Source organism: Cardiobacterium sp. (genome assembly GCF_057314735.1).
The window spans coordinates 58,701-83,010 of the sequence record NZ_DBHKZK010000039.1 but is presented as its reverse complement, the minus strand read 5'-3'; the positions used below and the strand labels follow the sequence as shown (position 1 = coordinate 83,010).

Here is a 24,310-nt window from a genome sequence, read left to right as displayed (position 1 = left end):
AAAGCGTGCAAATTGGTAAATTTCTCTCATTATACTGCATAATCGCGCGGTATTTGCCGGGTAATTTGCACAAACCGTAGCTATAATGCGCAAGTCCATTTATCAGGAGCCACCATGAGCCGCTTTGACCACCGCAAATACCGCCCCTTCGCCTTCGCCCCGCAGCTGCCCGACCGCACCTGGCCGGATAAAATCATCGACAAAGCGCCCGTCTGGGTCAGCGTCGATTTGCGCGACGGCAACCAGGCGCTGATTGACCCGATGACCATCGAGCAAAAACTGCGCTTTTTCAAGCTACTGGTCTCCTGCGGCTTCAAAGAAATCGAAATCGGCTTCCCCGCCGCCTCGCAAATCGAATACGACTTCACCCGCCTGCTGATTGAAGGCGGCCACATCCCGGACGACGTCACCATTCAAGTGCTGGTGCAAGCGCGCGAACACCTCATCGACCGCACCTTCGAGTCCCTACGCGGCGCCAAGCGCGCTATCGTCCACCTGTACAACCCCACCTCGCGCGTACAGCGGGAAAAAGTCTATGAAAAAAGCAAAGAAGACATTACGGCTATCGCCGTTGCGGGCGCGACTCTGCTGCAAGAACGGGCTGCGCGTTACCCGGATAGCGAATGGATTTTTGAATACTCGCCGGAAAGCTTCTCGCAAACTGAACCCGACTTTGCTGTTGCCGTTTGCGAAGCTGTCTGCCAAATCTGGCAGCCGTGGGCAGGGCGCAAAGTCATCCTCAACCTGCCGAATACCGTCGAAGCCTGCACACCGAACTGCTACGCTGACCAAATCGAATACTTCTGCCGCAAACTCTCCTGCCGCAAAGACGTCGTGATCAGCGTCCACACCCACAACGACCGGGGCTGCGCCGTTGCAGCTTCCGAACTTGCGGTAATGGCGGGGGCGGAGCGCGTTGAAGGCACCCTGCTTGGTAACGGCGAACGCACTGGCAACATGGACATCATGATTATGGCCATGAACCTCTACTCGCAGGGCATTGATCCCGGCCTTGATTTCAGCCGCATGAACGACATCGTCCACATCGTCAGCGAATGCAACAACCTGCCGGTACACCCGCGCCATCCCTACATCGGCGAACTCGTCTTCACCGCCTTCTCCGGCTCGCACCAAGACGCCATCAAAAAATCGCTGGAAAAAGACGGCGGCGGCATCTGGGACATCGCCTACCTGCCGATAGACCCGCTCGACATCGGCCGCAGCTATCAGGACGTGGTGCGCATCAACAGCCAGTCCGGTAAAGGCGGCGTCGCCTACATTCTCGCCCGCGACCACGGCCTGAACGTGCCGCGCTGGCTGCAAATCGACTTCGCGCAAAAAGTGCAGCATGAAAGCGAGCGCACGCAAAAAGAACTCACCAGCCAGGACATCATCGCCCTCTTTGAAGCGCGCTACCTGCACGACAGCCCGCTGCATCTGGACGACTACACCCTGCGCCGTCAAGGCCAACACGACCATCTGGAAGCGACCCTGCACGACCACGGCCGCGCGGTAAACATCAGCGGCAACGGCAACGGCGCGATGAGCGCCTTCATCGACGCCCTGCAAAGCCACACCGGCCTCACCATCAGCGTCGCCAACTACGCCGAACACGCAATGAGCAAATCCACCGACGCGCAGGCGGTCGCCTACGTGCAACTGATGATTGGCGAGCACCTGCACACCGGCATCGCTTACAGCCAGGACACCGTCAGCGCGATGCTGCGCGCGACGCTGGTCGCCGTCGGCCAGGCGCAATAACCCAATCGCCATGTGAAAGCCGTGTGAAAATCCTGCAATCAGGAAACTTTCACATTGCTTTTCGCCTGCCGCCCGCATACCATGCGCCGCGGAAATTCCCTTCCACAACACAAGAGGTACTCCCATGAAAAAACTGATGATTCCTGCCATTGTCGCCCTGATGAGCGTTGCCGCCTTCGCCGAAGACGCCAAACCGGCCGAAGCTGCCGCCGCTGACGCTGCCAAACCGGCAGAAGCCGCTGCGGACGGCGCCTGCAAGGCCGTGGCTAAAGGCGATGACGGGATGAAATTCGACATCAAGGAAATCAAGATTAACAAGGCAAGCTGCCCGGAATTTACCGTTGAAGTCGATCACATCGGCAAACTGCCTGCTGCCGCGATGGGGCACAACGTCGTCATCACCAAAACCGCTGACGTTGATGCCGTTGCCAAAGAAGGTGCAGGCGCAGCCGCTACCAACTACGTCAAAGACGGTGACGAGCGCGTTATCGCCCACACCAAAGTCGTTGGCGGCGGTGAAAAAGACAGCGTCACCTTCAAGACCGACAAACTCGAAGCCGGTGGCGATTACGACTTCTTCTGCTCATTCCCCGGCCACTACGCCGTGATGCGCGGAAAAGTCGTCGTCGAATAAACGGCACCTGCCCAAAAGCGCTCCGCAAGGGGCGCTTTTTTCATGCCTGTATGGCAAGTTGGCGGCGGCGGCGATACAATCCGCGCCTTCATCAATCCCACGGAAAACCGCTCCCATGCTCGAAGACATCCGCGAAAAAAAAACCAACCGAATCACCTACCTGCTCGTCATCATCGCCGGTATCGGTATGCTGTTCATCGGCGTTCCCTTCTTCAACCACGGCCCGGACATGACCGTCGCCACCGTCAACGGCCAGGACATCCCGCTGAGCGCCTACAACAACGCCTACCGCGACGTCCAGCAACAAAGCCCCGGCCTCAGCGAAACCGAACTCAAACAGCGCACCGTGCGCGCCCTGATCGAACGCAGCCTGTTTGAACAACACGCACTGGACAGCCGCTACCGCCTGCCGGACAGCGCCCTCTACCGCATCATCAAACAACAATTCGGCGACGACAAAACCTACCAGCAATTCCTCAACAGCCGCGGCCTGCGCGCCGACACCTTCCAGGAAAGCGTCCGCCGCGAACAAAGCATCAATGGCTACTACGCCGCGCTGCAAGCGGGCAACGGCAACAGCCCGCTCGAACAGCACTACCTGCAAAGCGCCGCCCAACAACGCGGCTACACCCTCTACACCCTCCCGCGCGCGCCCATCGCCGCCGCCATCAGCGTGAGCGAAGCCGACCTGCAAAAATACTACGAAGCGTACGGCGAGCGCTACGCCACCCCGGAAAGCGTGGACATCAACTACACCATCTACGACATCGCCGACCTGCCGGTGAGCGACGAACAAATCGCCAAGGCGCGCAGCAGCAGCGAACGCCGTGGCGGACGCTACCTCATCATCGACGACGCCAAAGCCGCCGCTGACGCCGCCGCCACCATCAAGGCGGGCGAAAAAACCTTTGCCGACTACTGGCAGGCGGTTGAAAACAAAACCCTCGCTGGCCAAACCGGCGAACTCTCGCCCAACGCCAAAGGCAAAGGCGTCAGTCCCGAAGTGGACGAAGCGCTGTTTGCCCTCGAAAAAACCGGCGACACCTCGCCCGTCATCAACAGCGAATACGGCAACATCCTCGTCGAACTCGGCACCATCGACAGCGGCAACCGCAGCGACGACGAACTGCGCCGCCTCGCCGCCGCCGAAAACGAAACCGCCTACAACGACCACGCCAACCAGGCCTTTGACGCCGCACAAAGCGGCAAACCGCTCAGTACCATCACCCAAATCACCGGCGGCAAAACCGAAACCCTGAGCGGCATCACCGCCGCGAGCGACAACACCGACTGGCTGCACAACCCCGCCCTGCAAGAGCAACTCTTTGGCGCCAAGGCACTCGCCGACAACAAAACCGGCGAGCCGGTCGAAATCGCACCGCAGCGCACCCTGTTCTTCACCATCACCCACCGCGAAAAACCGCAGCCGCGCCCGTTTGCCGAGGTGCGCGCCCAAGTAGAGACCGATTACCGCAACGAGCAGGCCGACGCCACCCTGCACGAACGCGGCGAGGCGCTGAAAAAAGCACTGGGCGAAAGCGCGGACAAAGCCGCCGCACTCGCCAGCGAATACCAGGCGACCACCGAAACCGTCGCCCCGGCCAGCCGCTACGACACCAATAACCCGCTCGTGCTCGAACTCTACAACCACAGCGAACGCCTCACCACCCTCGACACCCCGGATGGCAACCTGCTCGTCGCCCGCCTCGACAGCGTTGCCGACGGCGACCCGGCCAAACTGCCCGACAACGTGCGCCAAAACCTCAGCCAACAATGGCAAATGCAGCAACTGACTGGCACCTACGCCAACATCGGCGCCTGGCTCTACCGCCAGGCAAAAATCAAGGTGAATGAAGACGCGCTGCAACGCTAAGAGCCGTTTACAATTCAGCCGTAAACCTTTGATAGGTTGGGTTAGCGCCTAACCCAATAACGGAAGATTGTTCAGCATTCGATTTGTTGGGTCTCTCTCTCGGCGCGAGCAATAACTTGTCGCGGTGCGAGCTGTTCCAGTCGACTGCGCCTAGCCTAGCCGGGAAAGCCTCACCGCTAAATGCAAACAGCCCCTCCCCGTGAGGGGCTTTGCCATTGGCATACCAGCACCTTTGTCGGTATGATGCGCGCCTTCTTTTTTCACCCTCTTGGTTCATGAATTATTGGTTGTTGAAGTCCGAGCCGGGCAATTTTTCGCTCGATGATTTGCGCGCCCGCCCGCAGCAGCGCGAGCCGTGGGACGGTGTGCGCAATTTTCAGGCGCGCAATTTTATGCGGCAGATGCGCACCGGCGACCAGGCGTTTTTTTATCACTCGAACGCCAAGCCTTCCGGCATTGTCGGTGTGGTGGAAATCGTCGGCGAGGCGCGGCCTGACCCGACGCAGTTTGACCCGGAAAGCCGTTATTTTGACGCGAAGGCGTCGGTGGATGCGCCGCGCTGGGATTTGGTCATCGTGCAGTTTGTCCGTGCGTTTGCGGCGATTTTGCCGCTGACGTTGTTGCGGGAAGCTCCCGCGCTAGCCGGGATGGAGGTGGTGCGCAAGGGCAGCCGTTTGTCGGTGTCGCCGGTGTCGCCCGCCGAGTGGCAGGCGGTGCTGGCGCTGGCCGGGGAGGCTTTTGATGGCAACTGATTATGTGGTGCGGGTCGCGCATTTGTCGTTTGCGCGCGGCAGCCGCAAGATTTTTGACGATGTGAGTTTTGAAATTGCGCGCGGCGAGGTGGTCGCGGTGATGGGGCCATCCGGCACCGGCAAGACGACGCTGATGCGCCTTTTGACCGGGCAGTTGCGCCCGGATGCGGGCACGGTCGAGGTGCTGGGCGAGCAGGTGCCGCAGTTGTCGCGCGCGGCGTTGATGCGGTTGCGGCGGCGGATGAGTATGTTGTTCCAGTCCGGCGCGCTGTTTTCGGATATGTCGGTGGCGGAGAATGTCGCGTTTCCGCTGCGCGAGAAGACGCGGCTGGACCGCCGCCTGATTGAGGCGGTGGCGCTGATGAAGTTGCAGCGCGTCGGTCTGCGCGGCGCGGCGGCGTTGATGCCGGCGGAGTTGTCCGGCGGCATGGCGCGGCGGGTGGCGCTGGCGCGGGCGATTGCCTTTGACCCGGAGTTGATGATTTATGACGAGCCGTTCACCGGGCAGGATCCGATTTCGCTTGGTGTGCTGACGCGGCTGGTGCGCGATTTGAATGACGGCCTGCGCATGACCAGTTTTGTGGTGTCGCATGATGTTGCCGAGGTGAGCAAGATTGCCGACCGCGTGCTGCTGTTTTCCGGCGGCAAGTTGATTGCCAACGGCGCTCCGGCGGCGCTGTATGCGAGTTCTGACCCGCTGGTGCATCAGTTTATGCACGCCGAGGCGGACGGCCCGGTGGCGTTTCATTTTCCGGCCGCCGATTATGCGCAGGGTTTGCTGGAGCGGATGCGATGAAGGCGGTTATCAATATGTTGGCGGCGGTAGGGGCGGCGACGGTCGCCTGTCTCGCTGCTTTGGGCAATTTTTCGTTGTTCGCGCTGGCGCTAATGCGTCATGTGGCGATTTTGTTGCGCAAGCCGCTCTTGACGCTGCGTGCGACGTATGCGGCGGGCGTGTTGTCGCTGCCGATTATTTTGGTTGCCGGGCTGTTCGTCGGCATGGTGCTGTCGTTTCAGGCTTATACGACGATGGTGCGTTTCGGCGCAGAGCAGTCGCTCGGCACGATGGTGGCGCTGTCGCTGTTGCGTGAGCTGGGGCCGGTGGTGAGCGCGCTGCTCTTTGCCGGGCGCGCCGGGTCGGCGATTACCGCCGAGGTCGGTTTGATGAAGACGACCGAGCAGCTCGCGGCGATGGAGATGATGGCGATTGAGCCGCTGGCGCAGGTCGGCGTGCCGCGCTTTTTGGGCGCCTGGTTCGCCCTGCCGCTGCTGACGGTTTTGTTCGTCGCCATCGCTATCATCGGCGCGCATCTGGTCGGGGTGGTCTATCTCGGCCTCGATGACGGTGTTTTTTGGTCGGGAATGCAGAACAGCGTCGATTTCGGGAGCGATGTCGTACGCGGGATGCTGTTGAAAAGTCTGGTTTTCGGCTGGGTGTGCGCGGCGATTGCCGTGTATCAGGGTTTCAGTTGCCTGCCGACCGCGAGCGGGATGTCGCGGGCAACGACGACGACGGTGGTGATGTCTTCGCTCGCCGTCCTCGGCCTCAATTTTGTTTTGACCGCGATGTTGTTTGGAGGTTGATGTGCAATCGAATCGCAGTATATCCGTCGCCGTGGGGCTGTTTGTCCTGCTGGCGCTCGCCGGGATGGTTTTTTTGGCGTTGCAGGCGAGCAACGCGCGCGGCTTCCGCATGAGCCATCCGTATCAGGTCAATGCCGATTTTGCTGACATTAGCGGCCTGTCGAAAAACGCCAAGGTGACGATGGCCGGCGTGCAAATCGGCAAGGTGAAATCCATCGGCTACGACCAGGAAACCTACAAGGCGAAAGTCGTGCTGGAAATCTCCGGCGAATACGACCGCCTGCCGCTGGACAGCAGCGCCGACATCCTCACCGCAGGCCTGCTCGGCGAAAAATACATCGGCGTCGTCCCCGGCGGCGATCCGGCGATGTTACAAAATGGCGATACCATTCAGTACACCGGTTCGTCTATGGTATTGGAAAAGCTGATTCAGCAATTCGTGACGCAGATGTCCGCCAAGGGCGATGCGTCAAAAACCACAACCCAGGAGTCATCCCCATGAAAAAAATCCTCATGAGCCTCGCCCTCGCGGCCGTATCCGCCGTGACCTTTGCCGCCCAGCCGACCGCCGACGATGCCAAGGCGCTGGTCGAACAACAGGCGAAAACCGTCTTCACCCAGTTGAACGCCAACCAGAGCCGCTACCGCAGCAACCCCGGCGCCTTCAGCGACCTCATCAAAAGCGAAGTGCTGCCGTACATGGACTTCGAGCTGATGTCGCAAATCGTCCTTGGCCGCCACTGGCGCGATGCCAGCGCACAACAAAAAGCCGACTTCACCGCCGCCTTCCGCGACCTGCTGGTGCGCGTTTACTCGCGCGGCTGGACGAACTACGCCGGAACCCCGGTCGATGAAGCGGTGAAAATCCTGAGCGCCTCGCCGGTGGACAAATACCAGCGCAGCGACATCCGCATCCAGGTGCGCGACAAAAACGGCAAACAGGCCATCGTCGTCTTCAGCCTGCGCTACAAGGCGGGACAGTGGAAAATGTACGACGTCTCCTTTGAAAACGTCTCCATCCTCTCCAGCTACCGCAACAGCTTCGACACCGACATCAACCAGGGCGGACTTGACAAACTCATCGCCAAAATCAAAACCATGAAAGGCGACGAATGAGCCTCGCCGCCCTCGGAACCCACCACGGCGGGGTGCTACAACTGCACCCCGCCTTAACCATTCCTGCGCTGGACGGCAAACGCCTGCGCGACGAGCCCCTGCCCGACACCCTCGCCATTGACGCAAGCACCCTGCAACAGGCCGACAGCGTCGGCGTTGCCGCGCTGGTCTGGCTCGCCGCCCTCGCCGCACGGCAACAAAAAACACTCAACTGGCAACACCTGCCGCCCGTCCTCACCGAACTCCTCGCCCTCTACGAAATCGACCTGCCCGCCATGAGCCAACCATGCAAGAAGAACTGATCACCGCCCGCATCAAAGCCGTCCTGCCCGACGCCGAAATCAGCCTGCACACCTTCGACGGCGTCCACTACAGCGCCCACATCCGCTCCGCCGGATTTGCGGGCAAAAGCCGCCTCGAACAACACCGCACCGTGATGAACGCCCTCGGCGACATCCTCGGCAGCAACGAAATCCACGCGCTCGCCTTGAAAACCGAAGTGGCAAATTAAAAAATCCTCCTCCGTGGGGTAGCCGGGGTGGCGGGGTTACTGGAGGCTATTGCAATTCAACCCTGCCCGTTGCGGGCTTCGCTCTGCGGTTGTCTACCAAACTCCCCCTCCCCCGTGGGGGAGGGCTGGGGTGGGGGCAGCAAACTACTCGCCGCGCGACAAAACCCAACCCTGTTTACATACACATCGGGTGCTCAAGTGTATGTAAATGACATACGGCGCTTCTCGCGCTGAAGCGGCAAAAACCACCGATATGCCCCCTCCCTCGCAGGGTGCGCCAGCACCCGCAGCGGGGGAGGGCTGGGGTGGGGGTAGCGTCCGTGACATTGTCTCCGACGCAAATTAGCCATCCCTGAAGCGGCACACATTTTTGGACACTACCCACAAATTTCCACACACCTTCCCGCTTTTCCCGCCTCACCGGGAAACCTCCAACCAACAGCCAACAAATTCAAAACATGGAACAACTCAAAATCACCGGCGGCACGCCGCTCTCTGGCGAAATCACCATCAGCGGCGCGAAAAACGCCGTGCTGCCCATCCTCGCCGCCACCCTGCTCGTCCCCGGCGAAACCGTCATCGACAACGTCCCCCGCCTGCGCGACGTCCACACCTTCATCAAAGTGCTGAACGCGATGGGCGCCAAAGCCGCCTTCACTGGCGACAACCAGGTCACGGTGGACGCCACCACCATCACCCACCCCGAAGCGCCCTACGAACTCGTCAAAACCATGCGCGCCAGCATCCTCGTTTTGGGGCCATTGCTCGCCCGCTTTGGCGAAGGCCGCGTCTCCCTGCCCGGCGGTTGCGCCATCGGCGCGCGCCCCGTCGATCAACACATCAAGGGAATGCAGGCGCTCGGCGCGCACATTGACATCCACGAAGGCTACATTGACGCGCGCGGCAAACTGCGCGGCGCGCGCTACGTCATGGACATGACCACCGTCACCGGCACCGAAAACCTGCTGATGGCGGCAGTACTGGCCGACGGCACCACCATCCTCGATAACGCCGCCTGCGAGCCGGAAGTGACCGACCTCGCCCACTGCCTGACCGCGATGGGCGCGAAAATCAGCGGCATCGGCACGACCACGCTCACCATCGAAGGCGTGCGTGCGCTCCAACCGGCACGTTACACCACCCTGCCTGACCGCATCGAAACCGGCACCCACCTCATCGCCGCCGCCATTACCGGCGGGGAAATCACCACCCGCCGCACCCGCGCCGCCCTGCTCGAAGCCGTGCTGGAAAAACTCGAAGCGGCAGGCGCGGCGATAGAGCGCGGTCAGGACTACATCCGCCTCGACCAGCGCGGACGGCCATTACAGGCGGTGAGCATCCGCACCGCGCCGTTCCCCGCCTTCCCGACTGATATGCAGGCACAAATCATGGCGCTCAACACCGTCGCACAAGGCACGGCGACCGTCATCGAAACCATCTTTGAAAACCGCTTCATGCACGTCCCCGAACTGGCGCGGATGGGCGCGGACATCGCCATCGAAGGCCATACCGCCACCGTGCGCGGCGTCGCCAAACTGAGCGGCGCGCCGGTAATGGCGACCGACCTGCGCGCCTCCGCCTGCCTCGTCCTCGCCGCACTTGCCGCCGAAGGCGAAACCACCATTGACCGCATCTACCACCTCGATCGCGGCTACGACGCCATCGAGAAGAAACTAAGCGCCGTTGGTGCGAATATCCAGCGGGTGCGCGCGGCGGAATAGCGTCCGCACGAACAAGCTCCTGCGGTGATGAGTTGCCAATCCGACCGTCCTTTTACATACACCATCCCCCGCTACCCGTATGTAAATGCGCACCGTTCGCCCGGATGGCGGGGATGCGTGCTGTCGCCCTGTTACCCGTTTTTCAGCCTTCAGGAGTCCACATGATTACCCGCAACCAACTGCAAACCCATTTGCACGAACTGCTGCAATGCGCCCGTTTCCGCGATTACGCGCCCAACGGCCTGCAAGTGGAAGGGCGGGCGGAAATCCGCCGCATCCTCACTGCCGTCACCGCCTCGCAGGCGGCGATTGACGCGGCAATTGACTGGCAGGCGGACGCGCTTTTGGTGCATCACGGCTACTTTTGGAAAGGCGAAGCGCCGCAGGTGGTGGGTATGAAAAAGCGTCGCCTCGCCGCGCTGCTCGCCCATGACCTGAATCTCTTTGCCTACCACCTGCCGCTCGACCAACATCCCGAACTGGGCAACAACGCGCTCTTTGCCCGCCATTTTGCCTGCGAAGCGGTATGGCAGTCGGCGGATGAACCGCTCATCTGGCACGCGCGCATTGCGCCGACGCCGTTGCCCGCATTGCTGGCGCAACTGGCGGACGGTCTTGCGCGTGAACCGCAGGCGGTTGGCGCGACTGACGCCGCCATTACCCGCATCGCCTGGTGCAGCGGCGCCGCGCAGGACTTTTTGCAACAGGCGGCGGGCGAGGGCGCGCAGGTGTTCATCAGCGGCGAATACGCTGAGCGCAGCTACCATGAAGCGCGGGAAACGGGGACGGTGTACATCTCCTGCGGCCATCACGCCAGCGAACGCGCCGGTATTCGCGCCCTGGGCGAACATCTTGCCGCTACCTTTGACCTGCAACAGCGCTTTTTTGATGAAGAAAATCCCTTATGAATAGCAGACGAAAAGCGCAAGATTTTGCTAAGATAGCGCTTCCTAAAAACTATTCACCCCAAGGCAATAACGCCGTATTGATAGGAAACAATCGATGCGCGGAGAACAATCATGAGCAATGCAGCGAACCTCAAGCCGGTCTTCATTCCGGCGCACCCGGTGGAGAACCCCGCCCGCCGCAAAATGCTGGTCGCGGCGACAACCGGCGCGACCGCAGTCGGCGCGGGATTTCTCGCCGTTCCCTTCCTTAAAAGCTGGCTGCCGAGCGAGCGGGCAAAAGCCGTTGGCGCGCCGGTAGAAGTTGACATCACCAAACTCGAAGCGGGCGCGATGCAGACCGTACTCTGGCAGGGTAAAGTCGTGTACGTCCTGCGCCGTACCGACGATATGCTCGCCACCCTGCCGCAAGTCGGTGGCGACCTGCGCGACCCCGAATCCAAAGAATCCATCCAGCCCGAATACGCGCAAAACGAATGGCGGGCAGAGCGCAAGGATGTGCTGGTCATGCTGGGCATCTGCACCCACCTCGGTTGCGCGCCGAAACTGCAATCGCGCGCCGAAGGCCGCGAAGTGCGCGGTGATGCCACCTGGGAAGGCGGTTTCTTCTGTCCCTGCCACGGCTCAAAATTCGACTACGCCGGCCGCGTTTACAAAGGCGTGCCTGCCCCGACCAACCTGACCATCCCACCGTACAACTTCAAAAACGACAACCTCGTCGTCGTCGGCGCCAGCAGCGAAGGAGCATAAAATGGCCAGTAATCCGTACAAAACCACCGGCCTGCTCGGCTGGGTCGATAACCGCTTCCCCCTCTCCGTCCTGTGGCACGACCACATGGATCGCTACTACGCGGCGAAAAACTTCAACTTCTGGTACTACTTTGGCTCGCTCGCCCTCGTCGTGCTGGTGAACCAAATCCTCACCGGTGTCTGGCTGGCGATGTTCTACAAACCCAGCGCCGCCGAAGCCTTCAGCAGCGTTGAATATATCATGCGCGACGTTGATTACGGCTGGCTCATCCGCTATATGCACTCCACCGGCGCGTCGTTCTTCTTCATCTGCGTCTATATGCATATGTTCCGTGGCCTGATGTACGGCTCCTTCCGCAAACCGCGCGAACTCGTCTGGCTCTTCGGCGCGCTCATCTTCCTCGCGCTGATGGCGGAAGCCTTCATGGGCTACCTGCTGCCGTGGGGACAAACCTCCTACTGGGGCGCGAACGTCATCATCTCGCTCTTCAGCGCCATCCCGATTGTCGGCGACGCCATCGTCACCTTCATCCAGGGCGACTTCTACATCTCCGACGCGACGCTCAACCGCTTCTTCTCGCTGCACGTTATCCTCATCCCGCTGGTGCTGGTGATGCTGGTTGCGGCGCATATCATCGCGCTGCACGAAGTCGGCTCGCTCAACCCGGACGGCATTGAGATCAAGGAGCACCTGGACGAACGCGGCGTGCCGCTGGACGGCATCCCCTTCCACCCCTACCTCACCATCAAAGACTTGGTCGGCTTCGGCTTCTTCTTCATGATATTCGCCGGCATCATCTTCTATATGCCCGAATTTGGCGGCTACTTCCTCGAACTCGCCAACTTTGAACCGGCAAACGCACAGGTAACGCCCGAACACATCGCCCCGGTGTGGTACTTCGGCGCCTTCTACTCCATCCTGCGCGCCATGACCTGGGACTGGTTCGGCATCCCCGCCAAACTGTGGGGCGTCATCGCCATGTTTGCCGCTGTCGGCATGATCTTCATCCTGCCGTGGCTGGATCGTTCACCAGTCAAATCCATCCGCTACAAAGGCTGGATCTCGCGCGTCGCCCTTGGAATGTTCGTCATCGCCTTCCTCACCCTGACCAAACTCGGCACCATGCAGCCGACCAACACCGTAACCCTGCTGGCACAGTTCTTCACGGCGGTTTACTTCGCCTTCTTCCTGCTGATGCCGATTTACAGCAAACTCGACAAAACCAAGCCAGTACCAACCAGGGTGACCAAATGAACGCCATCAAAAACCTGATCCTGCTCGTTGCAGCGCTGGCAATAAGCCAAACCTTCGCCTCCGGCGGCGCGGCAACCTATCCGAACGACACCTTTCAGACCGACCTGAACGACAAAATCTCGCTGCAAAACGGTGCCAAATACTTCATCAACTACTGCTCCGGCTGCCACTCGCTCAAATACCAGCGCTACAACCGGATGTTCCGCGACCTGCAAATTGACCCGGAAATAGGGGCGAAGAACCTCATCTTTACCGGTACCAAAGACGTTGAACAAATGCACACCGCGATGAGTGGCGCAGAAGGCCTGAAATGGTTCGGCCAGACCCCGCCCGACCTCTCGCTTACCGCGCGGGCAAAAAGCGGCGCCTACATCTACAACTACCTGCGCGGCTTCTATCAGGACGACAGCCGCCCGCTTGGCTTCAACAACTCCGTCTTCGCCGGGGCGAGCATGCCCAACCCGCTGTGGGAACTGCAGGGCATCCAAAAGCCCGTCTATCACGAAGACAAAACCTGCGAGACCGTTGATGGCAAAGAACAATGCGAGACCCACAGCAGCCTCGTTGGCTTTGAAGCCGTCACGCCGGGCAAACTGAACAAAGAAGAGTACGACAAAGTCGCCTACGACATCACCAACTTCCTCAGCTACGTATCCGACCCTTCAGCACTGGACAGAATGCGCATGGGACCGTGGGTGCTGGCCTTCCTCGCCTTCCTCACCGTCATCTTCTACCTGCTGAAAAAAGAATACTGGCGCGACATCCACTAAGCCCAAGGAGCCTATGAGTATCGTAAGCCAAAAACGGGGTGGGCTGGCGCTGTTCGGCAGCCCCGTCCACGCCAGCAGCCATCGCATCCGCCTCGTCTGCCAGGCGAAAGACCTCGAAATCGACTACGTTGAAATCGACCCGGACAACATCCCGGCCGACCTCATCGAAATCAACCCGACCGGACGCCTGCCGACCCTGATAGACCGTGACCTCGTCCTCTTTGACGAGCGCGTCGTCAGCGAATACCTTGACGAACGCTTCCCGCACCCGGCGCTGATGCCGATAGAGGCGAACCTGAAAGCGAAAATCCGCCTGTTTTGCTACGAACTGGAAACCAACTGGTACCAGCCGCTGGACCAGCTCCAGCACGGCAAACTGACCGCAGCGAAGAAAAAAACAGCGCACAAACAACTGCGCGAAGCCGTACTGCTGATGTCGCCAATGTTCAAGGGGCGCGACTACCTCATTGGCAGCGAAATGAGCCTGCTGGACTGCTGCGTCCTGCCCGTCCTCTGGCGGCTGGAAAGCCTCGAAATCGAACTGCCCAAAGCGGCAGCGACCATCCAGCGCTACATGGACTTCCATTTCAACAAAGAGTACTTCCGCAAATCGCTCTCCAAACAGGAAGCCGCACTGCGGGCGGGGGCATGATGGACAACATCACCATGACCGACCGCAAGCCCTACCTGCTGCGCGCCATCTACCAGTGGATTGTCGATAACGACTGCACCCCGCATCTCGTCATCGCCGCCCCCGGCGCGGGCTGGGTACACGGCGTACCGTCGCACCTCTTGCAGGAAGAAATGCTGGTGCTGAACATCTCGCCAACCGCGACCGCCAACCTCACGATCGAAGACGACTGCGTCACCTTCAGCACCCGCTTCGGCGGCCAGGCACACCAGGTTTGGGTCAGCATGAAAGCCATCACAGCGCTGGTTACCCGCGAAAACGGCGACGGCATCGCGCTGGAGGTTGCGGAAGACCTGGAAAACGGCCCGCAACATGACAACGCTGCTCCGGCAGATGGCGAAACCGCTTCCGGCGGTAGCCACCTGAAAATCCTCAAATAACCGCACAAAACCCATTTCATCGCAATCCATTTGGCGGCTCGCAAGAGCCGCTTTTTTGTACCGTTTTTCCAAATATAGCCATCCACCGAAAGTTTCAGATAAGGCGCGTCGCCGAAGGCAGTACGCATTTGTACGGCGCGGGTTTCCCTAAAAAATGGTTGAGCCATTTTTTTAGGGTGCCCGGTCAGGCGACGCAACACCGTACGAGGCTTTCGGTGGATAGTTATAGGACAAAATGGAGGCTATCAGCCTTCTTTAACAGAGAAATAATCCTTTATAAACCTTATCTTATTCACCTTTCTCATCCCGTGATGACATCCCACTGCGCTTTAAGTCGGCAAATTTCCCGTCCAGCAGATTGGTGGTGTTGTGAATGCCCAAACCGGGATACGCCTCAAAGGTGAACAGGTAGTCCAGATTCCGTTTCAGGCTTAAATACGCGCTTCTCAGCTGCTTGTGCGTGTAGTGCGACCTGCCGTTTTCCTCATTGACCGTCCGTTCGTTAAGAAAGCCCTGATGCCGCTCAAACCACGCTTGCAGGGCGCTTTGAAAGGCCACCTTGCCGCTGTCTTTTAGCGTTAGCGCCAGCTGCCACAACGCCTTGCCAGCTGCCGTTTTCGGGTTGCGTGTCAGATAGCGGCTGACGGTTTTGACCTGATGAAACTGGCACAGTTGCGCGGGAATCTCCGGGAACAGCTGCAACAATCCTTTCCGTCCGTCGCAAACAATGCTCTGTATTGCAATGCCTTTTTCCCGCAAATCGTTCAGCGCTTCGGCATAGAGGGCGTTGGTTTCGTGTTTGACTTCACGGACGGAAAGGACTTGCCCGCTGATGCTGTCCATCAGCACCATCACACCGAAACTGCGCCCGAAGTAAGTGGTGTCCATGATGATGTTGGCTTTGGCAGGCTGCGGGAAGGTTTCCCGGATGCGCGCCCTGCGCAGATGGCGGTAGATGGTCTTGCAGCTACAACCGTGTTGCGCGGCGAGCTGGGCGGCAGTCTGCTTGCCCGCGCTGTAGGCTGTCCAAAGTTCATCGCTTTGGTGACGCCTGCTACCGTCAAATTGCCTGCCACAGTTGCAGCATTTATAGCGTTGTTGGCTGTTGCGCCGCCCGTTCTTTTTGACCTTCTTCGAGCCACAGAAAAAGCATTTTTTGTGTTCAAAGGTTTTGACCCCGCTTAAAGCCTTGCAGCATAAGGCTTACAGCGTTTTTTAGCTCCTTTTTTGTCCTATACGCCGAAAAATGCAATTCCCCAAGATTTTGAACAGGTTATCAGGCATTTATTCCAGCCACCACGGATCGACATCCACCGCGACGCGCACGCGGAAGGCTTTGCCCTGCGCGTGCAGCCAGGCGGTGAGTTGCGGCAGCTCTTGTTGCAGCGCGGCGCGGCTCTCCGCCTGAACGAGCAAATGCGCGCGGTGCTGGCCGTCTTTGCGTGGCATCACCGCTGGCGCGGGGCCGAGCCATTGCCAGTTTTGGCCGATGCCCGCCTGTTGTGCGCCATCGCGGGTAAATGCCAATGTTTGCAGGGCGCGTTCGGCGTCGCTGTGGCGGGCGAGCAGCGCCACTTGCGCGCAATGCGGTGGCAGGCGGGCGCGCTGGCGTTCGTCGTAGAGGCGGCGGGCGGTGTTTTCGTAGGGCACGTCCAGCACGGTGAAGACGGGGTGTTGTGGCTGGCGCGTCTGTATCCAAATCTGGCCTGCGCTTTCGCGTCCGGCGCGGCCGCCGACTTGTACCAGCAGTTGCGCCAGCCGTTCTTCGCCGCGATAGTCGAGGCTGTACAGCGCCTGGTCGGCATCGACCACGGCGACGAGGTGCAGCCGGGGGAAGTGGTGGCCTTTGGCAAGCCATTGGGTGCCGAGGATGATGTCCACCGCGCCCGCCTGTATTTGTGCCAGCGCCGCTTCAAATTGGCGGCTGGTGCTGTAAGCGTCGCTGTCGATGCGCAGCACGCGCGCCTGCGGGAATTGCCGCGCCACGCTTTGTTCGAGCCGCTGTGTGCCGAGGCCGAGCATTTGCAGGTGGGCGCCGTGGCAGGCGGGGCAGCGCGTCGGCAGCGGTTGGACGCGGCCGCAGTGGTGGCATTGCAGTTGGTGGCTGGCGGTATGCACGGTGAGCAGCGCGTCGCAGGCGTCGCAACTGGCCTGCCAGTCGCAGTCGTCGCAGCGCAACAGCGGCGCGTAGCCCCGGCGGTTGAGGAAAAGCAGGGTTTGGCCGCCGCCCGCAAGGGTGCGGCGCATGGCGCGGATGAGTTCGTGGCTGAGGCCGCCGCTCGCCGCTGCGCCGTCCATGTTTTCAAGGTGAATGGCGGGCAGGGCGGTGGTCGCGGCGCGGGCGGGCAGGCGCAGCTGTTGCCAGTTGCCGCGCCAGACCTGGTGATAGCTTTCCAGCGACGGCGTCGCCGAGCCGAGGAGGATGGGCACGCCCGCTTGTTGCGCGCGTTTCAGGGCAAGGTCGCGCGCGTGGTAGCGGAAGCCGTCCTGCTGTTTGTAGGCGGCGTCGTGCTCTTCGTCGATGATGATGCCGCGCAGCGCCGCGCAGGGGGCGAAGACGGCGGAGCGGGTGCCGACCAGCACTTGTGCGTCGCCGGCGCGCACCGCCAGCCATTGTTCGAGGCGGGCGCCGTCGGCCAGCGCCGAGTGATGCACAGCAATGCGTTCGCCGAGGCGGGCGGCGAGGCGGGCGGCGAGGGTTTGCACGAGGCCGATTTCCGGCACGAGCAAGAGCACCTGGCCGCCGTCTTGGGTCAAGCGCTCAATCCAGCGGATGTAGATTTCGGTTTTGCCGGAGCCGGTGACGCCATCGAGCAGCGTCGCCTTAAAGCCGCTGGCGGGCAGGGCGGCGAGGACGGCTTCTTGCGCGGCGTTGAGCGTCGGCGCGGGGGCGGGTGCGGCGGCAAGTCCTTGCCAATGGGCGCGCGGGGCAATCCAGCCACGTTTTTCCAAATCGCGCAACCAGCCTGCATTGCAATGGTGCGCGGCGCGTAGTGCGGCTTCAGGCTGTTCGCATTCGCTCAGGGCGGTGAGGACGGCGGCCTGTTTGCCGCCAAGCCGCCCGGCGAGTGCGTCGCGTCCGGAGGCGGTAATGCACCAGTCGCGCGGTAGCTCGCGCGTGGTCGCCCGTCCTTCGCGCAGCAGTTTCGGTAACGCCGCCTGCACCACTTCGCCGAGCGGGTGCTGGTAGTAGCGCGCGGCAAAATGCAGCAATTTGAGCAGCGGCGCGTCCAAGAGCGGCGCGTCGTCGAGCACGCGCTCCACCGTCTTCAGCGTGCCGTCATCGGTCGCATCTTCCTGAATGCTGACGACGACGCCAATCACCCGCCCCCGGCCAAACGGCACCCGTACCCGCGCGCCGACCGCGACCGGTTCATGACAAAGGTAATCGAAACTGCCCGAAAGCGGGCGTGGCACGGCGACGCCAACCCGCATCAGCATTGGTTCTGCCGCGCAAAATGGCTAACATATAACATTGTTTTTTACCCCCTCACTCATGCCGCTCATCTCCCTCGCCAACGTCGCCTTCGCCGCCAACGGGCGCGACATTCTACACGACATCACTTTTACCATCGGGCGCGACCAAATCCTCACCATTGTCGGCCCGAACGGTGCGGGCAAAAGCACCTTGCTCGCGCTAATTCTGGGGCATAAAAGCCCGACCGGCGGTACGATTACCCGCGCCAAGTGGCTGAAAATGGGCTTTGTCCCGCAAAAATTCCACCCGCCTGCCGACCTGCCGATGACCGCGCGCCGTTTCCTGCGCGACATCCCGCAGGCGGCAGAAAGCCCGTGGCTTTCGCGGCTGAACATCGCCCATCTGCTCGATACGCCGCTGCAAACGCTTTCCGGCGGCGAAACGCAGCGCCTGCTCTTGGCGCGGGCGATGTTGCGCCAGCCCGACCTTATCGTGCTGGACGAACCAGCGGCGGGCATCGACCCGGTCGCGCTCGGCGACTATTACCAGACCATCCGCGACTGGCAACGCGGCACACGCGCCGCCGTGCTGATGGTCAGCCACGATTTGCATCTGGTGATGGCGGCGAGCGACCACATTTTGTGCCTGAACCGCCACATCTGCTGTCACGGCAGCCCGGAAGCGGTCGCCAGCAATCCCGCCTTCCGCCATATGCTCGGCGACGGCGGCCACCTCGACGCCATCGGCATCTACGCGCACCATCATGACCACAGACATCTATAAAAGCCCCTTTCCACAAAACGGCTCCCTCCCCCTGTGAGGGAGGGCATCAAACCCATCAATAACCCCATGTTCTTCTACCAATACATCCTCATCCCCTGCCTCTGCGCCCTGACCACCGCCACCGCCGCCGCCCCCATCGGCGCGCTTATCGGCTGGCGCCGCCTCGTGTACTTCGGCGAAGCGCTGTCGCACGCCTCGCTGCTCGGCATCGCCCTTGCCCTCTGGCTCGGCCTGCCGCCCGCCGTTGGCATCTGGAGCATCACCCTGCTTTTGGTGCTGCTGCTCCACCTCATCGAACGCAGCGGGCGGGAAAATCCGAGCAACATCCTCGGCAGCCTGTCGCACATCGCCCTCGCCCTGGGCTATCTGGTGATGTCGCAAATGGAAAACGTGCGCACCGACCTGCTCGCCTACCTCTTTGGCGACATCCTCGCCACCACGCCGCGCGACCTCGTCACCATCGCCATCGCCGCCGCCGTCTCGCTCCTCACCCTGCGCGCGCTGTGGCAACCGCTCATCCTCATGACCACCAGCCCCGCCATTGCCAAAACCGAATACCCGGCGAGCGACAAATACGACCTCGTCTTCCTGCTGCTCATCGGCCTCTTCATCGGCACCACCGTGCAATACTTCGGCCTGCTGCTGGTCATCGCGCTCCTGATCGTGCCCGCAAACACCGCCAACCGCCTCGCCAAAACCCCGGAACAAAGCGCCACCATCGCCGCCGTCCTCGCCGCCATCGCCACCATCTGCGGCTTCATCCTCGCCTACAACGCCGACCTGCCGGTCAGCCCGGCCATCATCGGCGTCGCCGGCATCCTCTACTTCGCTGTGCTGATACACACCCGCGCGGGGCGGAAACGCGCTGCCAAACCCTAAAACATTTACCATTTACAAGCACGAAATGCTCCGCTACCATGCGCCGCCAATTTTCACAGACAACACGCAGGAGAGCGAAAATGGCCAAAGAATTCAAAGCCAAAACCCACTACACCCCAAAGAAAGGCGAAGAATACATGAGCGATGCGCAGCTCGCGCACTTCACCCGGCTGCTGACCGACTGGAAAAACGAAATCGTCACCGACAGCGACCGCACCAAAGAACATCTGCGTGATGACCGCGCGCCGACCGCCGACCTCAACGACCGCGCCACGCAAGAAGAAGAGTTTTCGCTGGAGCTGCGCACCCGTGACCGCGAACGCAAACTGCTGCACAAAATCGACCGCGCGCTGGAGCGCATCGCCCGCAAAGACTTCGGCTGGTGTGAACGCTGCGGCGAAGAAATCGGCTTCCGCCGCCTCGAAGCGCGACCGACCGCCGAGCTCTGCATCGACTGCAAGGAAATCGCCGAGCGGCAGGAACGCAACTTCCACGACAACCGCTAATGGCCAGATACGAAAAAGCCCGCAACCGCGGGCTTTTTTATGCGTGTCATGCGGGCATTACTGCTTCGCCCACGAGCGGAAACTGTTGGCATTGCGCGAGCAGAGAATCACCTTGCCGCTACCGCTGAACTTCAGCACGACCGCCTCGCCGCTGGTGACGCTGTTGACCAGGTTGCCGAGCATACCGCGGCTCGCACCGGTCGTCACCGACAATTCATAATGCAGCCTGCTGTCCCAGGCGACGACGTGACCGTTGTCAATAATGACCGGACTTTGTGGCGTGACTTCGAGGGTAAAGAGAGAACCAAAGCCGTTAATCACAATCTGCCCCTCGCCGGAAGTTTGCCCGATGAAAAAGCCGCCGGTACCGGCAAAGAGTGCGGTGCCGAGGCTCTGCATCCGCGCGGTGAGTTGCACCCGCTCGCTGGCGGCGAGATAGGCGCCGTCGTTGAGGTTGTACTGGCTCTTGCCGACGTCCAGCACCTCAATCCCGCCCGGCATCATCGGCGCGAGCAGACAGTCGCCGTCGCCACGTTCGGCGCGAATATGCTGCTGGAAAAAGCTCTCGCCATTGGCCAGGCGACGGGTGAGCGCGCTCAAAAAGCCGCCCTGCATCTGCCCGCGCAGCTCAAGATTGGCCTCCATCATCACCATCGCGTCGCTCTCGCAATAAATGCTCTCGCCGCGACGCAGGCTGACGTGAAGAAAGGGATCGAGTTCGCCGGTGGGCGTGAAAACAGGCATGGTTGCTCCTCTGACAAAAAAGATGATGTGCTGGGGCCGGTAACGGCGAAGACTAGCCATTATATCGGGCGAAACCGGTGAAAAAGCGAAACGCAGCAGGACGAGGCAGCGCGTGCCGTGGGGGAGACAGTTGCGATAAGATGACCGCCCCCTTAACCCGCATCGGAGACCCGCATGAAAGCCGTATTTCTTGACCGCAACACCTTCTCGCCATCCATCGACCTGCCCGCGCCGGAAGGCGTCAGCGACTGGCAGGTGTTTGATGCCACGCCGAACGACACCGCCACCGTGGTTGAGCGTCTGCGTGGCGCGCAAATTGCCATCAGTAACAAGGTATTGCTGACGCGCGACATCATCGCCCAATCGCCCGAACTCAAGCTGATTCAGGTCGCCGCCACCGGCGTCAATAATGTCGATGCCGAGGCGTGCAAGGCGCACGGCGTGCAGCTCGCCAACGTCGCCGGCTATTCGACCACCTCCGTCGCCGAGCATACCTTCGCCGTCATTCTCGCCGCGCTGCGCGGCATCATTCCCTACCATCAGGCGGTGATTGACGGCGACTGGCAGCGCGATGGCCGCTTCTGCCTCAATGAACTGCCGATTATTGACCTCGCCGGCAAGACGCTCGGCATCGTCGGCACCGGCAACATCGGACGGCGGGTGACGGAAATCGCGCGCGCCTTCGGCATGGAAGTACTGTGGGCGGAGCGCCGTGGCGCCGCGCCGCGTTCGCCGGATTACACGCCATTTGCCGACGTTTTCGCCCGTGCCGACATCATCAGCCTGCATTGCCCGCTCAACGACGCCTCGTTTCACCTGCTCAACGCCGACACCCTCACCCTGTGCCAGCGCCAGCCGCTGATTCTCAACATGGCACGCGGCCCGGTCGCCGACAGCGCCGCCGTCGTCGCCGCCTTGAACGCGGGCAAACTGCTCGGCTACGTCAGCGACGTCTTCCCCGACGAACCGCCACCTGCGGACGAACCGCTGCTCACCCTGCGCGACCACCCGCGCGTCATCTTCACCCCGCACAACGCCTGGGCCAGCGTCGGCGCGCAGCGCGAGTTGTGGCGCATCCTCTGCGCGCAAGTGGCGGCATTCATTGCAGGAAAATGACAGGATGGAAAGCCTATCTGTTATCATAGCCGCGTTTTTGCAAAACGAGGAATGAAATCATGCGTCTATGGTTGGCAATCCTGCTGACTGTTCTGACGACCGGAATCGTCCGCGCCGAAGACTATTACTTGGACGCGCCGGTCGTCACCGCCAGACTCTACAACCGCGAAGCCGAACTGGTCCGCGAAGCGAAAGTCACCGTGCACAAGCCCGGCGCACACCGCATCATCGTCTCGCCGCTGCTCAGCGACAACATCGCCAACGTCTCGCTCGGCATTGACGGCGCGCGCCTCACCGGCCAGGGAATGCGGCCATTGCCCGCGCAGGACGCGACCGAGCCGCTGGTGCACCAGGCGGACGAAGCCGAACAGGCGCTGACCATCACCCGGCAAAGCATCGAAGACAACCGCGACATGAGCCGCGCCCTCATCCAGCGCCTACAAGGCCACGGCAGCTCGGTCAGCGAAGTACAGCGCCAGCTCGACACCCTCGCCCGCCTGCGTGAAGACCTGCTCAAAACCGAACGCGAACAGCAGGACGAACTGCGCCAGCTCAAAGAACAACTCGTCTGGCAAAACAAGGGACGCGACAGCCGCCAGTACGCGGGCGTGTTCGACATCTACAGCGACCGCATCGGCGAAGTCACCCTCACCCTGCGCGAACGCACCGACAAGGCCTACTGGCAACCCTACAGCGAATTCTCCCTCAACACCGAAAACGGCGAACTGGATATCCGCGCCTACGCGCAAGTCGTCCAGCAAAGCGGACTGGACTGGGACAACGTCGAAGTCAGCCTCTCCTTCGCCCCGCCGGACTACCAGGACACCCCGGTGCTGCAAAGCACCAACGTCGCCGTCGCCGACCGCACCGTCGCCGCCGTCCTCGGCGAAAACAACGCGCCCTTTGGCATCGGCGCGACCACCGCCAAAAACAACAGCCCGACCGTCGCCAGCGCCGACAAAAACGAAGCGACCGCGAGCGAAAACGACGTCGCCATCTCCGGCGTGGACTTCGACGTCAAAATCCCCGGACGGCACAACCTCGCCACCTCGCGCGACCGCTACCAGCTCACCTACTGGCAGAACCGCAGCCGCACCAAACTCTACAGCGCCGCCTACGCCTGGGTCGAAAGCAGGGCGCTGCTCGTCGCCGAATGGCAACAGCCGGACGGCTACGGCTTCTACCCCGGCTACACCAACTTCTTCCGCGACGGCAACCGCATCGGACAAATGCGGCTGGACCGCACCATGCTGGAGCGCAGCCGACAAATCATGAGCTTCGGCGAAGACCCGCACACCGAAGTGCAATACAGCATCCCGCCGGGCTACAACATCGGCAACGGCCTCATTCTCAAAGACCGCATGGAAAAACGGCAGACCGTCACCCTGCGCAACAGCGGCAAAATCCCGCGCGCGGTGCGCCTCTACGCGCGCCTGCCAATTGCCAGCCAAAGCGACGTCACCGTTGAGCCCAAATTCAGCCCCAAACCGGATCAAGAAAACGTCGAAAACGTACGCGGCATCGTCCTCTGGGAAAAACACCTCAACCCCGGCGACACCCTGCGCATTGAAAACAGCTACGACGTGCGCTACCCCGAAGGCAAGCGGCTGGTGGGCATTGACTGAGCTGCTTTTGCAAGAAACATCCGGTGGCGTCCAGAAAAGAATGCTGACAACCCGCCGCGCGGCAAAAATCAGCCCGTTGCCATCGCCCATTCCCGCGCAAGGTGCGTCAGCCCCTGCAGCGGGAGAAAATTGGGGGAGGGGGGAGCATCAATAACACTACCGCCGATGCACGTTAAACATCTTTGGCCAGCATACATTTCAGAACACCACCAAAAATCCCGCTTCGGCGGGATTTTTTAATATAGCGATACACTCAAAGTTTTACACAATGAGCAACGCAGGAGGTGATATGCGGCCGTATGGAAAGCCGGCATGGTATGAAACTTTCGGTGGATGGCTATAGATGACGTGGAGCTCGCCCCACCGGAAAACCATCCATGAACAAATGGGTCTGGCATTGACGCCCGACGAAAAAAATACCGGACACAACAACCAATCCGCGATTGCTAACCGGCATTCCATTTACGTTGTGCCGAGGCGTACCCTATGCTTGCCCCTTAGAACCTGTTCAAAATCCCGGCCATCCACACAAATTT

Annotated in this window: 24 protein-coding genes and 1 pseudogene; 22 read left to right on the top strand and 3 right to left on the bottom strand. The window is 61.0% G+C overall.

The genetic code is table 11. From position 1 onward, the window contains the following. Positions 1 to 114 precede the first annotated feature (114 nt). The 17 genes from leuA (at position 115) to ACO54Z_RS04740 (ending at position 14,703) form a co-directional block, all read left to right on the top strand. Positions 115 to 1,761 carry a 2-isopropylmalate synthase gene (leuA, locus tag ACO54Z_RS04820; protein ID WP_485995994.1) on the top strand — a complete coding sequence of 549 codons (1,647 nt, stop codon included), beginning with the start codon at positions 115 to 117 and terminating at the stop codon, positions 1,759 to 1,761. Positions 1,762 to 1,885: 124 nt separating this feature from the next. Next, positions 1,886 to 2,395: an azurin gene (azu, locus tag ACO54Z_RS04815; RefSeq protein WP_485995993.1), complete on the top strand. Its 510-nt coding sequence runs from the start codon at positions 1,886 to 1,888 to the stop codon at positions 2,393 to 2,395. 115 nt (positions 2,396 to 2,510) lie between these two features. Then, entirely contained in the window at positions 2,511 to 4,268 is a 1,758-nt protein-coding gene (locus tag ACO54Z_RS04810) for a peptidylprolyl isomerase (protein ID WP_485995992.1), read from the top strand. 275 nt (positions 4,269 to 4,543) lie between these two features. Continuing rightward, on the top strand, positions 4,544 to 5,020 hold the full coding sequence (locus tag ACO54Z_RS04805) for an EVE domain-containing protein (RefSeq protein ID WP_485996010.1): 477 nt from the start codon (positions 4,544 to 4,546) through the stop codon (positions 5,018 to 5,020). After that, positions 5,010 to 5,816 carry an ABC transporter ATP-binding protein gene (locus ACO54Z_RS04800; protein ID WP_485995991.1) on the top strand — a complete coding sequence of 269 codons (807 nt, stop codon included), beginning with the start codon at positions 5,010 to 5,012 and terminating at the stop codon, positions 5,814 to 5,816. Before ACO54Z_RS04805 ends, ACO54Z_RS04800 begins: the two co-directional genes overlap by 11 nt. Beyond that, on the top strand, positions 5,813 to 6,604 hold the full coding sequence (gene mlaE / locus ACO54Z_RS04795; RefSeq protein ID WP_485995990.1) for a lipid asymmetry maintenance ABC transporter permease subunit MlaE: 792 nt from the start codon (positions 5,813 to 5,815) through the stop codon (positions 6,602 to 6,604). The genes ACO54Z_RS04800 and mlaE overlap by 4 nt, the downstream gene beginning before the upstream one ends. Position 6,605: 1 nt before the next feature. Beyond that, positions 6,606 to 7,106: an outer membrane lipid asymmetry maintenance protein MlaD gene (gene mlaD / locus ACO54Z_RS04790; protein WP_485995989.1), complete on the top strand. Its 501-nt coding sequence runs from the start codon at positions 6,606 to 6,608 to the stop codon at positions 7,104 to 7,106. Further along, positions 7,103 to 7,720, top strand: a complete 618-nt coding sequence (locus ACO54Z_RS04785) for an MlaC/ttg2D family ABC transporter substrate-binding protein (RefSeq protein ID WP_298078751.1) — start codon at positions 7,103 to 7,105, stop codon at positions 7,718 to 7,720. Before mlaD ends, ACO54Z_RS04785 begins: the two co-directional genes overlap by 4 nt. Beyond that, positions 7,717 to 8,022, top strand: coding sequence for an STAS domain-containing protein (locus ACO54Z_RS04780; protein ID WP_485995988.1), 306 nt, complete (start codon positions 7,717 to 7,719; stop codon positions 8,020 to 8,022). Before ACO54Z_RS04785 ends, ACO54Z_RS04780 begins: the two co-directional genes overlap by 4 nt. Beyond that, complete coding sequence (locus ACO54Z_RS04775; protein ID WP_298078749.1) at positions 8,007 to 8,231, top strand: BolA/IbaG family iron-sulfur metabolism protein; 225 nt, start codon at positions 8,007 to 8,009, stop codon at positions 8,229 to 8,231. The genes ACO54Z_RS04780 and ACO54Z_RS04775 overlap by 16 nt, the downstream gene beginning before the upstream one ends. Before the next feature lie 458 nt (positions 8,232 to 8,689). Beyond that, complete coding sequence (gene murA / locus ACO54Z_RS04770) at positions 8,690 to 9,952, top strand: UDP-N-acetylglucosamine 1-carboxyvinyltransferase (protein WP_485995987.1); 1,263 nt, start codon at positions 8,690 to 8,692, stop codon at positions 9,950 to 9,952. A 161-nt stretch (positions 9,953 to 10,113) separates the two neighbouring features. Then, a complete protein-coding gene (locus ACO54Z_RS04765; RefSeq protein ID WP_485995986.1) occupies positions 10,114 to 10,860 on the top strand; it encodes a Nif3-like dinuclear metal center hexameric protein in 747 nt (248 codons plus the stop codon). A gap of 111 nt (positions 10,861 to 10,971) precedes the next feature. Then, positions 10,972 to 11,607: a ubiquinol-cytochrome c reductase iron-sulfur subunit gene (gene petA, locus ACO54Z_RS04760; RefSeq protein WP_485995985.1), complete on the top strand. Its 636-nt coding sequence runs from the start codon at positions 10,972 to 10,974 to the stop codon at positions 11,605 to 11,607. Between the two features lies 1 nt (position 11,608). After that, complete coding sequence (locus ACO54Z_RS04755; protein WP_485995984.1) at positions 11,609 to 12,862, top strand: cytochrome b; 1,254 nt, start codon at positions 11,609 to 11,611, stop codon at positions 12,860 to 12,862. Next, positions 12,859 to 13,632: a cytochrome c1 gene (locus ACO54Z_RS04750; RefSeq protein WP_485995983.1), complete on the top strand. Its 774-nt coding sequence runs from the start codon at positions 12,859 to 12,861 to the stop codon at positions 13,630 to 13,632. Before ACO54Z_RS04755 ends, ACO54Z_RS04750 begins: the two co-directional genes overlap by 4 nt. A gap of 13 nt (positions 13,633 to 13,645) precedes the next feature. Further along, positions 13,646 to 14,284: a glutathione S-transferase N-terminal domain-containing protein gene (locus ACO54Z_RS04745; RefSeq protein WP_298080258.1), complete on the top strand. Its 639-nt coding sequence runs from the start codon at positions 13,646 to 13,648 to the stop codon at positions 14,282 to 14,284. Further along, the gene (locus ACO54Z_RS04740) at positions 14,281 to 14,703 is read left to right on the top strand and encodes a stringent starvation protein B (RefSeq protein WP_485995982.1); all 423 of its coding nucleotides are present in this window, start codon (positions 14,281 to 14,283) and stop codon (positions 14,701 to 14,703) included. The genes ACO54Z_RS04745 and ACO54Z_RS04740 overlap by 4 nt, the downstream gene beginning before the upstream one ends. Before the next feature lie 288 nt (positions 14,704 to 14,991). Here the strand turns inward: ACO54Z_RS04740 and ACO54Z_RS04735 are convergent. Next, positions 14,992 to 15,816, bottom strand: a pseudogene (locus tag ACO54Z_RS04735) (IS256 family transposase, variant Zn-binding type); the annotation flags it as partial. 171 nt (positions 15,817 to 15,987) lie between these two features. After that, positions 15,988 to 18,144, bottom strand: a complete 2,157-nt coding sequence (locus ACO54Z_RS04730) for a primosomal protein N' (protein ID WP_485995981.1) — start codon at positions 18,142 to 18,144, stop codon at positions 15,988 to 15,990. Positions 18,145 to 18,199: 55 nt separating this feature from the next. On the opposite strand from ACO54Z_RS04730, the gene ACO54Z_RS04725 reads away from it, so the two are divergent. From ACO54Z_RS04725 to dksA, 3 genes are all read left to right on the top strand, one after another. Further along, positions 18,200 to 18,904 (top strand): ATP-binding cassette domain-containing protein, encoded by a 705-nt coding sequence (locus tag ACO54Z_RS04725; RefSeq protein ID WP_485995980.1) that lies wholly within the window; start codon positions 18,200 to 18,202, stop codon positions 18,902 to 18,904. A gap of 66 nt (positions 18,905 to 18,970) precedes the next feature. Next, complete coding sequence (locus ACO54Z_RS04720) at positions 18,971 to 19,783, top strand: metal ABC transporter permease (protein WP_485995979.1); 813 nt, start codon at positions 18,971 to 18,973, stop codon at positions 19,781 to 19,783. Between the two features lie 80 nt (positions 19,784 to 19,863). Continuing rightward, positions 19,864 to 20,289, top strand: a complete 426-nt coding sequence (gene dksA, locus ACO54Z_RS04715) for an RNA polymerase-binding protein DksA (RefSeq protein WP_298079492.1) — start codon at positions 19,864 to 19,866, stop codon at positions 20,287 to 20,289. 57 nt (positions 20,290 to 20,346) lie between these two features. Here the strand turns inward: dksA and ACO54Z_RS04710 are convergent, their stop codons facing one another. Then, positions 20,347 to 21,033: a TIGR00266 family protein gene (locus ACO54Z_RS04710; RefSeq protein ID WP_298079493.1), complete on the bottom strand. Its 687-nt coding sequence runs from the start codon at positions 21,031 to 21,033 to the stop codon at positions 20,347 to 20,349. A gap of 174 nt (positions 21,034 to 21,207) precedes the next feature. On the opposite strand from ACO54Z_RS04710, the gene ACO54Z_RS04705 reads away from it, so the two are divergent. After that, entirely contained in the window at positions 21,208 to 22,149 is a 942-nt protein-coding gene (locus ACO54Z_RS04705; protein WP_485995978.1) for an NAD(P)-dependent oxidoreductase, read from the top strand. Positions 22,150 to 22,208: 59 nt separating this feature from the next. Further along, positions 22,209 to 23,774, top strand: coding sequence for a DUF4139 domain-containing protein (locus tag ACO54Z_RS04700; protein ID WP_298079495.1), 1,566 nt, complete (start codon positions 22,209 to 22,211; stop codon positions 23,772 to 23,774). Positions 23,775 to 24,310: the final 536 nt, after the last annotated feature.

Excerpts from the sequence above, each read along its gene's own strand:
- leuA (WP_485995994.1), top strand. The coding sequence starts at position 115 with ATGAGCCGCTTTGACCACCGCAAATACCGCCCCTTCGCCTTCGCCCCG.
- azu (WP_485995993.1), top strand. The coding sequence starts at position 1,886 with ATGAAAAAACTGATGATTCCTGCCATTGTCGCCCTGATGAGCGTTGCC.
- ACO54Z_RS04810 (WP_485995992.1), top strand. The coding sequence starts at position 2,511 with ATGCTCGAAGACATCCGCGAAAAAAAAACCAACCGAATCACCTACCTG.
- ACO54Z_RS04805 (WP_485996010.1), top strand. The coding sequence starts at position 4,544 with ATGAATTATTGGTTGTTGAAGTCCGAGCCGGGCAATTTTTCGCTCGAT.
- ACO54Z_RS04800 (WP_485995991.1), top strand. The coding sequence starts at position 5,010 with ATGGCAACTGATTATGTGGTGCGGGTCGCGCATTTGTCGTTTGCGCGC.
- mlaE (WP_485995990.1), top strand. The coding sequence starts at position 5,813 with ATGAAGGCGGTTATCAATATGTTGGCGGCGGTAGGGGCGGCGACGGTC.
- ACO54Z_RS04785 (WP_298078751.1), top strand. The coding sequence starts at position 7,103 with ATGAAAAAAATCCTCATGAGCCTCGCCCTCGCGGCCGTATCCGCCGTG.
- ACO54Z_RS04780 (WP_485995988.1), top strand. The coding sequence starts at position 7,717 with ATGAGCCTCGCCGCCCTCGGAACCCACCACGGCGGGGTGCTACAACTG.
- ACO54Z_RS04775 (WP_298078749.1), top strand. The coding sequence starts at position 8,007 with ATGCAAGAAGAACTGATCACCGCCCGCATCAAAGCCGTCCTGCCCGAC.
- murA (WP_485995987.1), top strand. The coding sequence starts at position 8,690 with ATGGAACAACTCAAAATCACCGGCGGCACGCCGCTCTCTGGCGAAATC.
- ACO54Z_RS04765 (WP_485995986.1), top strand. The coding sequence starts at position 10,114 with ATGATTACCCGCAACCAACTGCAAACCCATTTGCACGAACTGCTGCAA.
- petA (WP_485995985.1), top strand. The coding sequence starts at position 10,972 with ATGAGCAATGCAGCGAACCTCAAGCCGGTCTTCATTCCGGCGCACCCG.
- ACO54Z_RS04755 (WP_485995984.1), top strand. The coding sequence starts at position 11,609 with ATGGCCAGTAATCCGTACAAAACCACCGGCCTGCTCGGCTGGGTCGAT.
- ACO54Z_RS04750 (WP_485995983.1), top strand. The coding sequence starts at position 12,859 with ATGAACGCCATCAAAAACCTGATCCTGCTCGTTGCAGCGCTGGCAATA.
- ACO54Z_RS04745 (WP_298080258.1), top strand. The coding sequence starts at position 13,646 with ATGAGTATCGTAAGCCAAAAACGGGGTGGGCTGGCGCTGTTCGGCAGC.
- ACO54Z_RS04740 (WP_485995982.1), top strand. The coding sequence starts at position 14,281 with ATGATGGACAACATCACCATGACCGACCGCAAGCCCTACCTGCTGCGC.
- ACO54Z_RS04730 (WP_485995981.1), bottom strand. The coding sequence starts at position 18,144 with ATGCTGATGCGGGTTGGCGTCGCCGTGCCACGCCCGCTTTCGGGCAGT.
- ACO54Z_RS04725 (WP_485995980.1), top strand. The coding sequence starts at position 18,200 with ATGCCGCTCATCTCCCTCGCCAACGTCGCCTTCGCCGCCAACGGGCGC.
- ACO54Z_RS04720 (WP_485995979.1), top strand. The coding sequence starts at position 18,971 with ATGTTCTTCTACCAATACATCCTCATCCCCTGCCTCTGCGCCCTGACC.
- dksA (WP_298079492.1), top strand. The coding sequence starts at position 19,864 with ATGGCCAAAGAATTCAAAGCCAAAACCCACTACACCCCAAAGAAAGGC.
- ACO54Z_RS04710 (WP_298079493.1), bottom strand. The coding sequence starts at position 21,033 with ATGCCTGTTTTCACGCCCACCGGCGAACTCGATCCCTTTCTTCACGTC.
- ACO54Z_RS04705 (WP_485995978.1), top strand. The coding sequence starts at position 21,208 with ATGAAAGCCGTATTTCTTGACCGCAACACCTTCTCGCCATCCATCGAC.
- ACO54Z_RS04700 (WP_298079495.1), top strand. The coding sequence starts at position 22,209 with ATGCGTCTATGGTTGGCAATCCTGCTGACTGTTCTGACGACCGGAATC.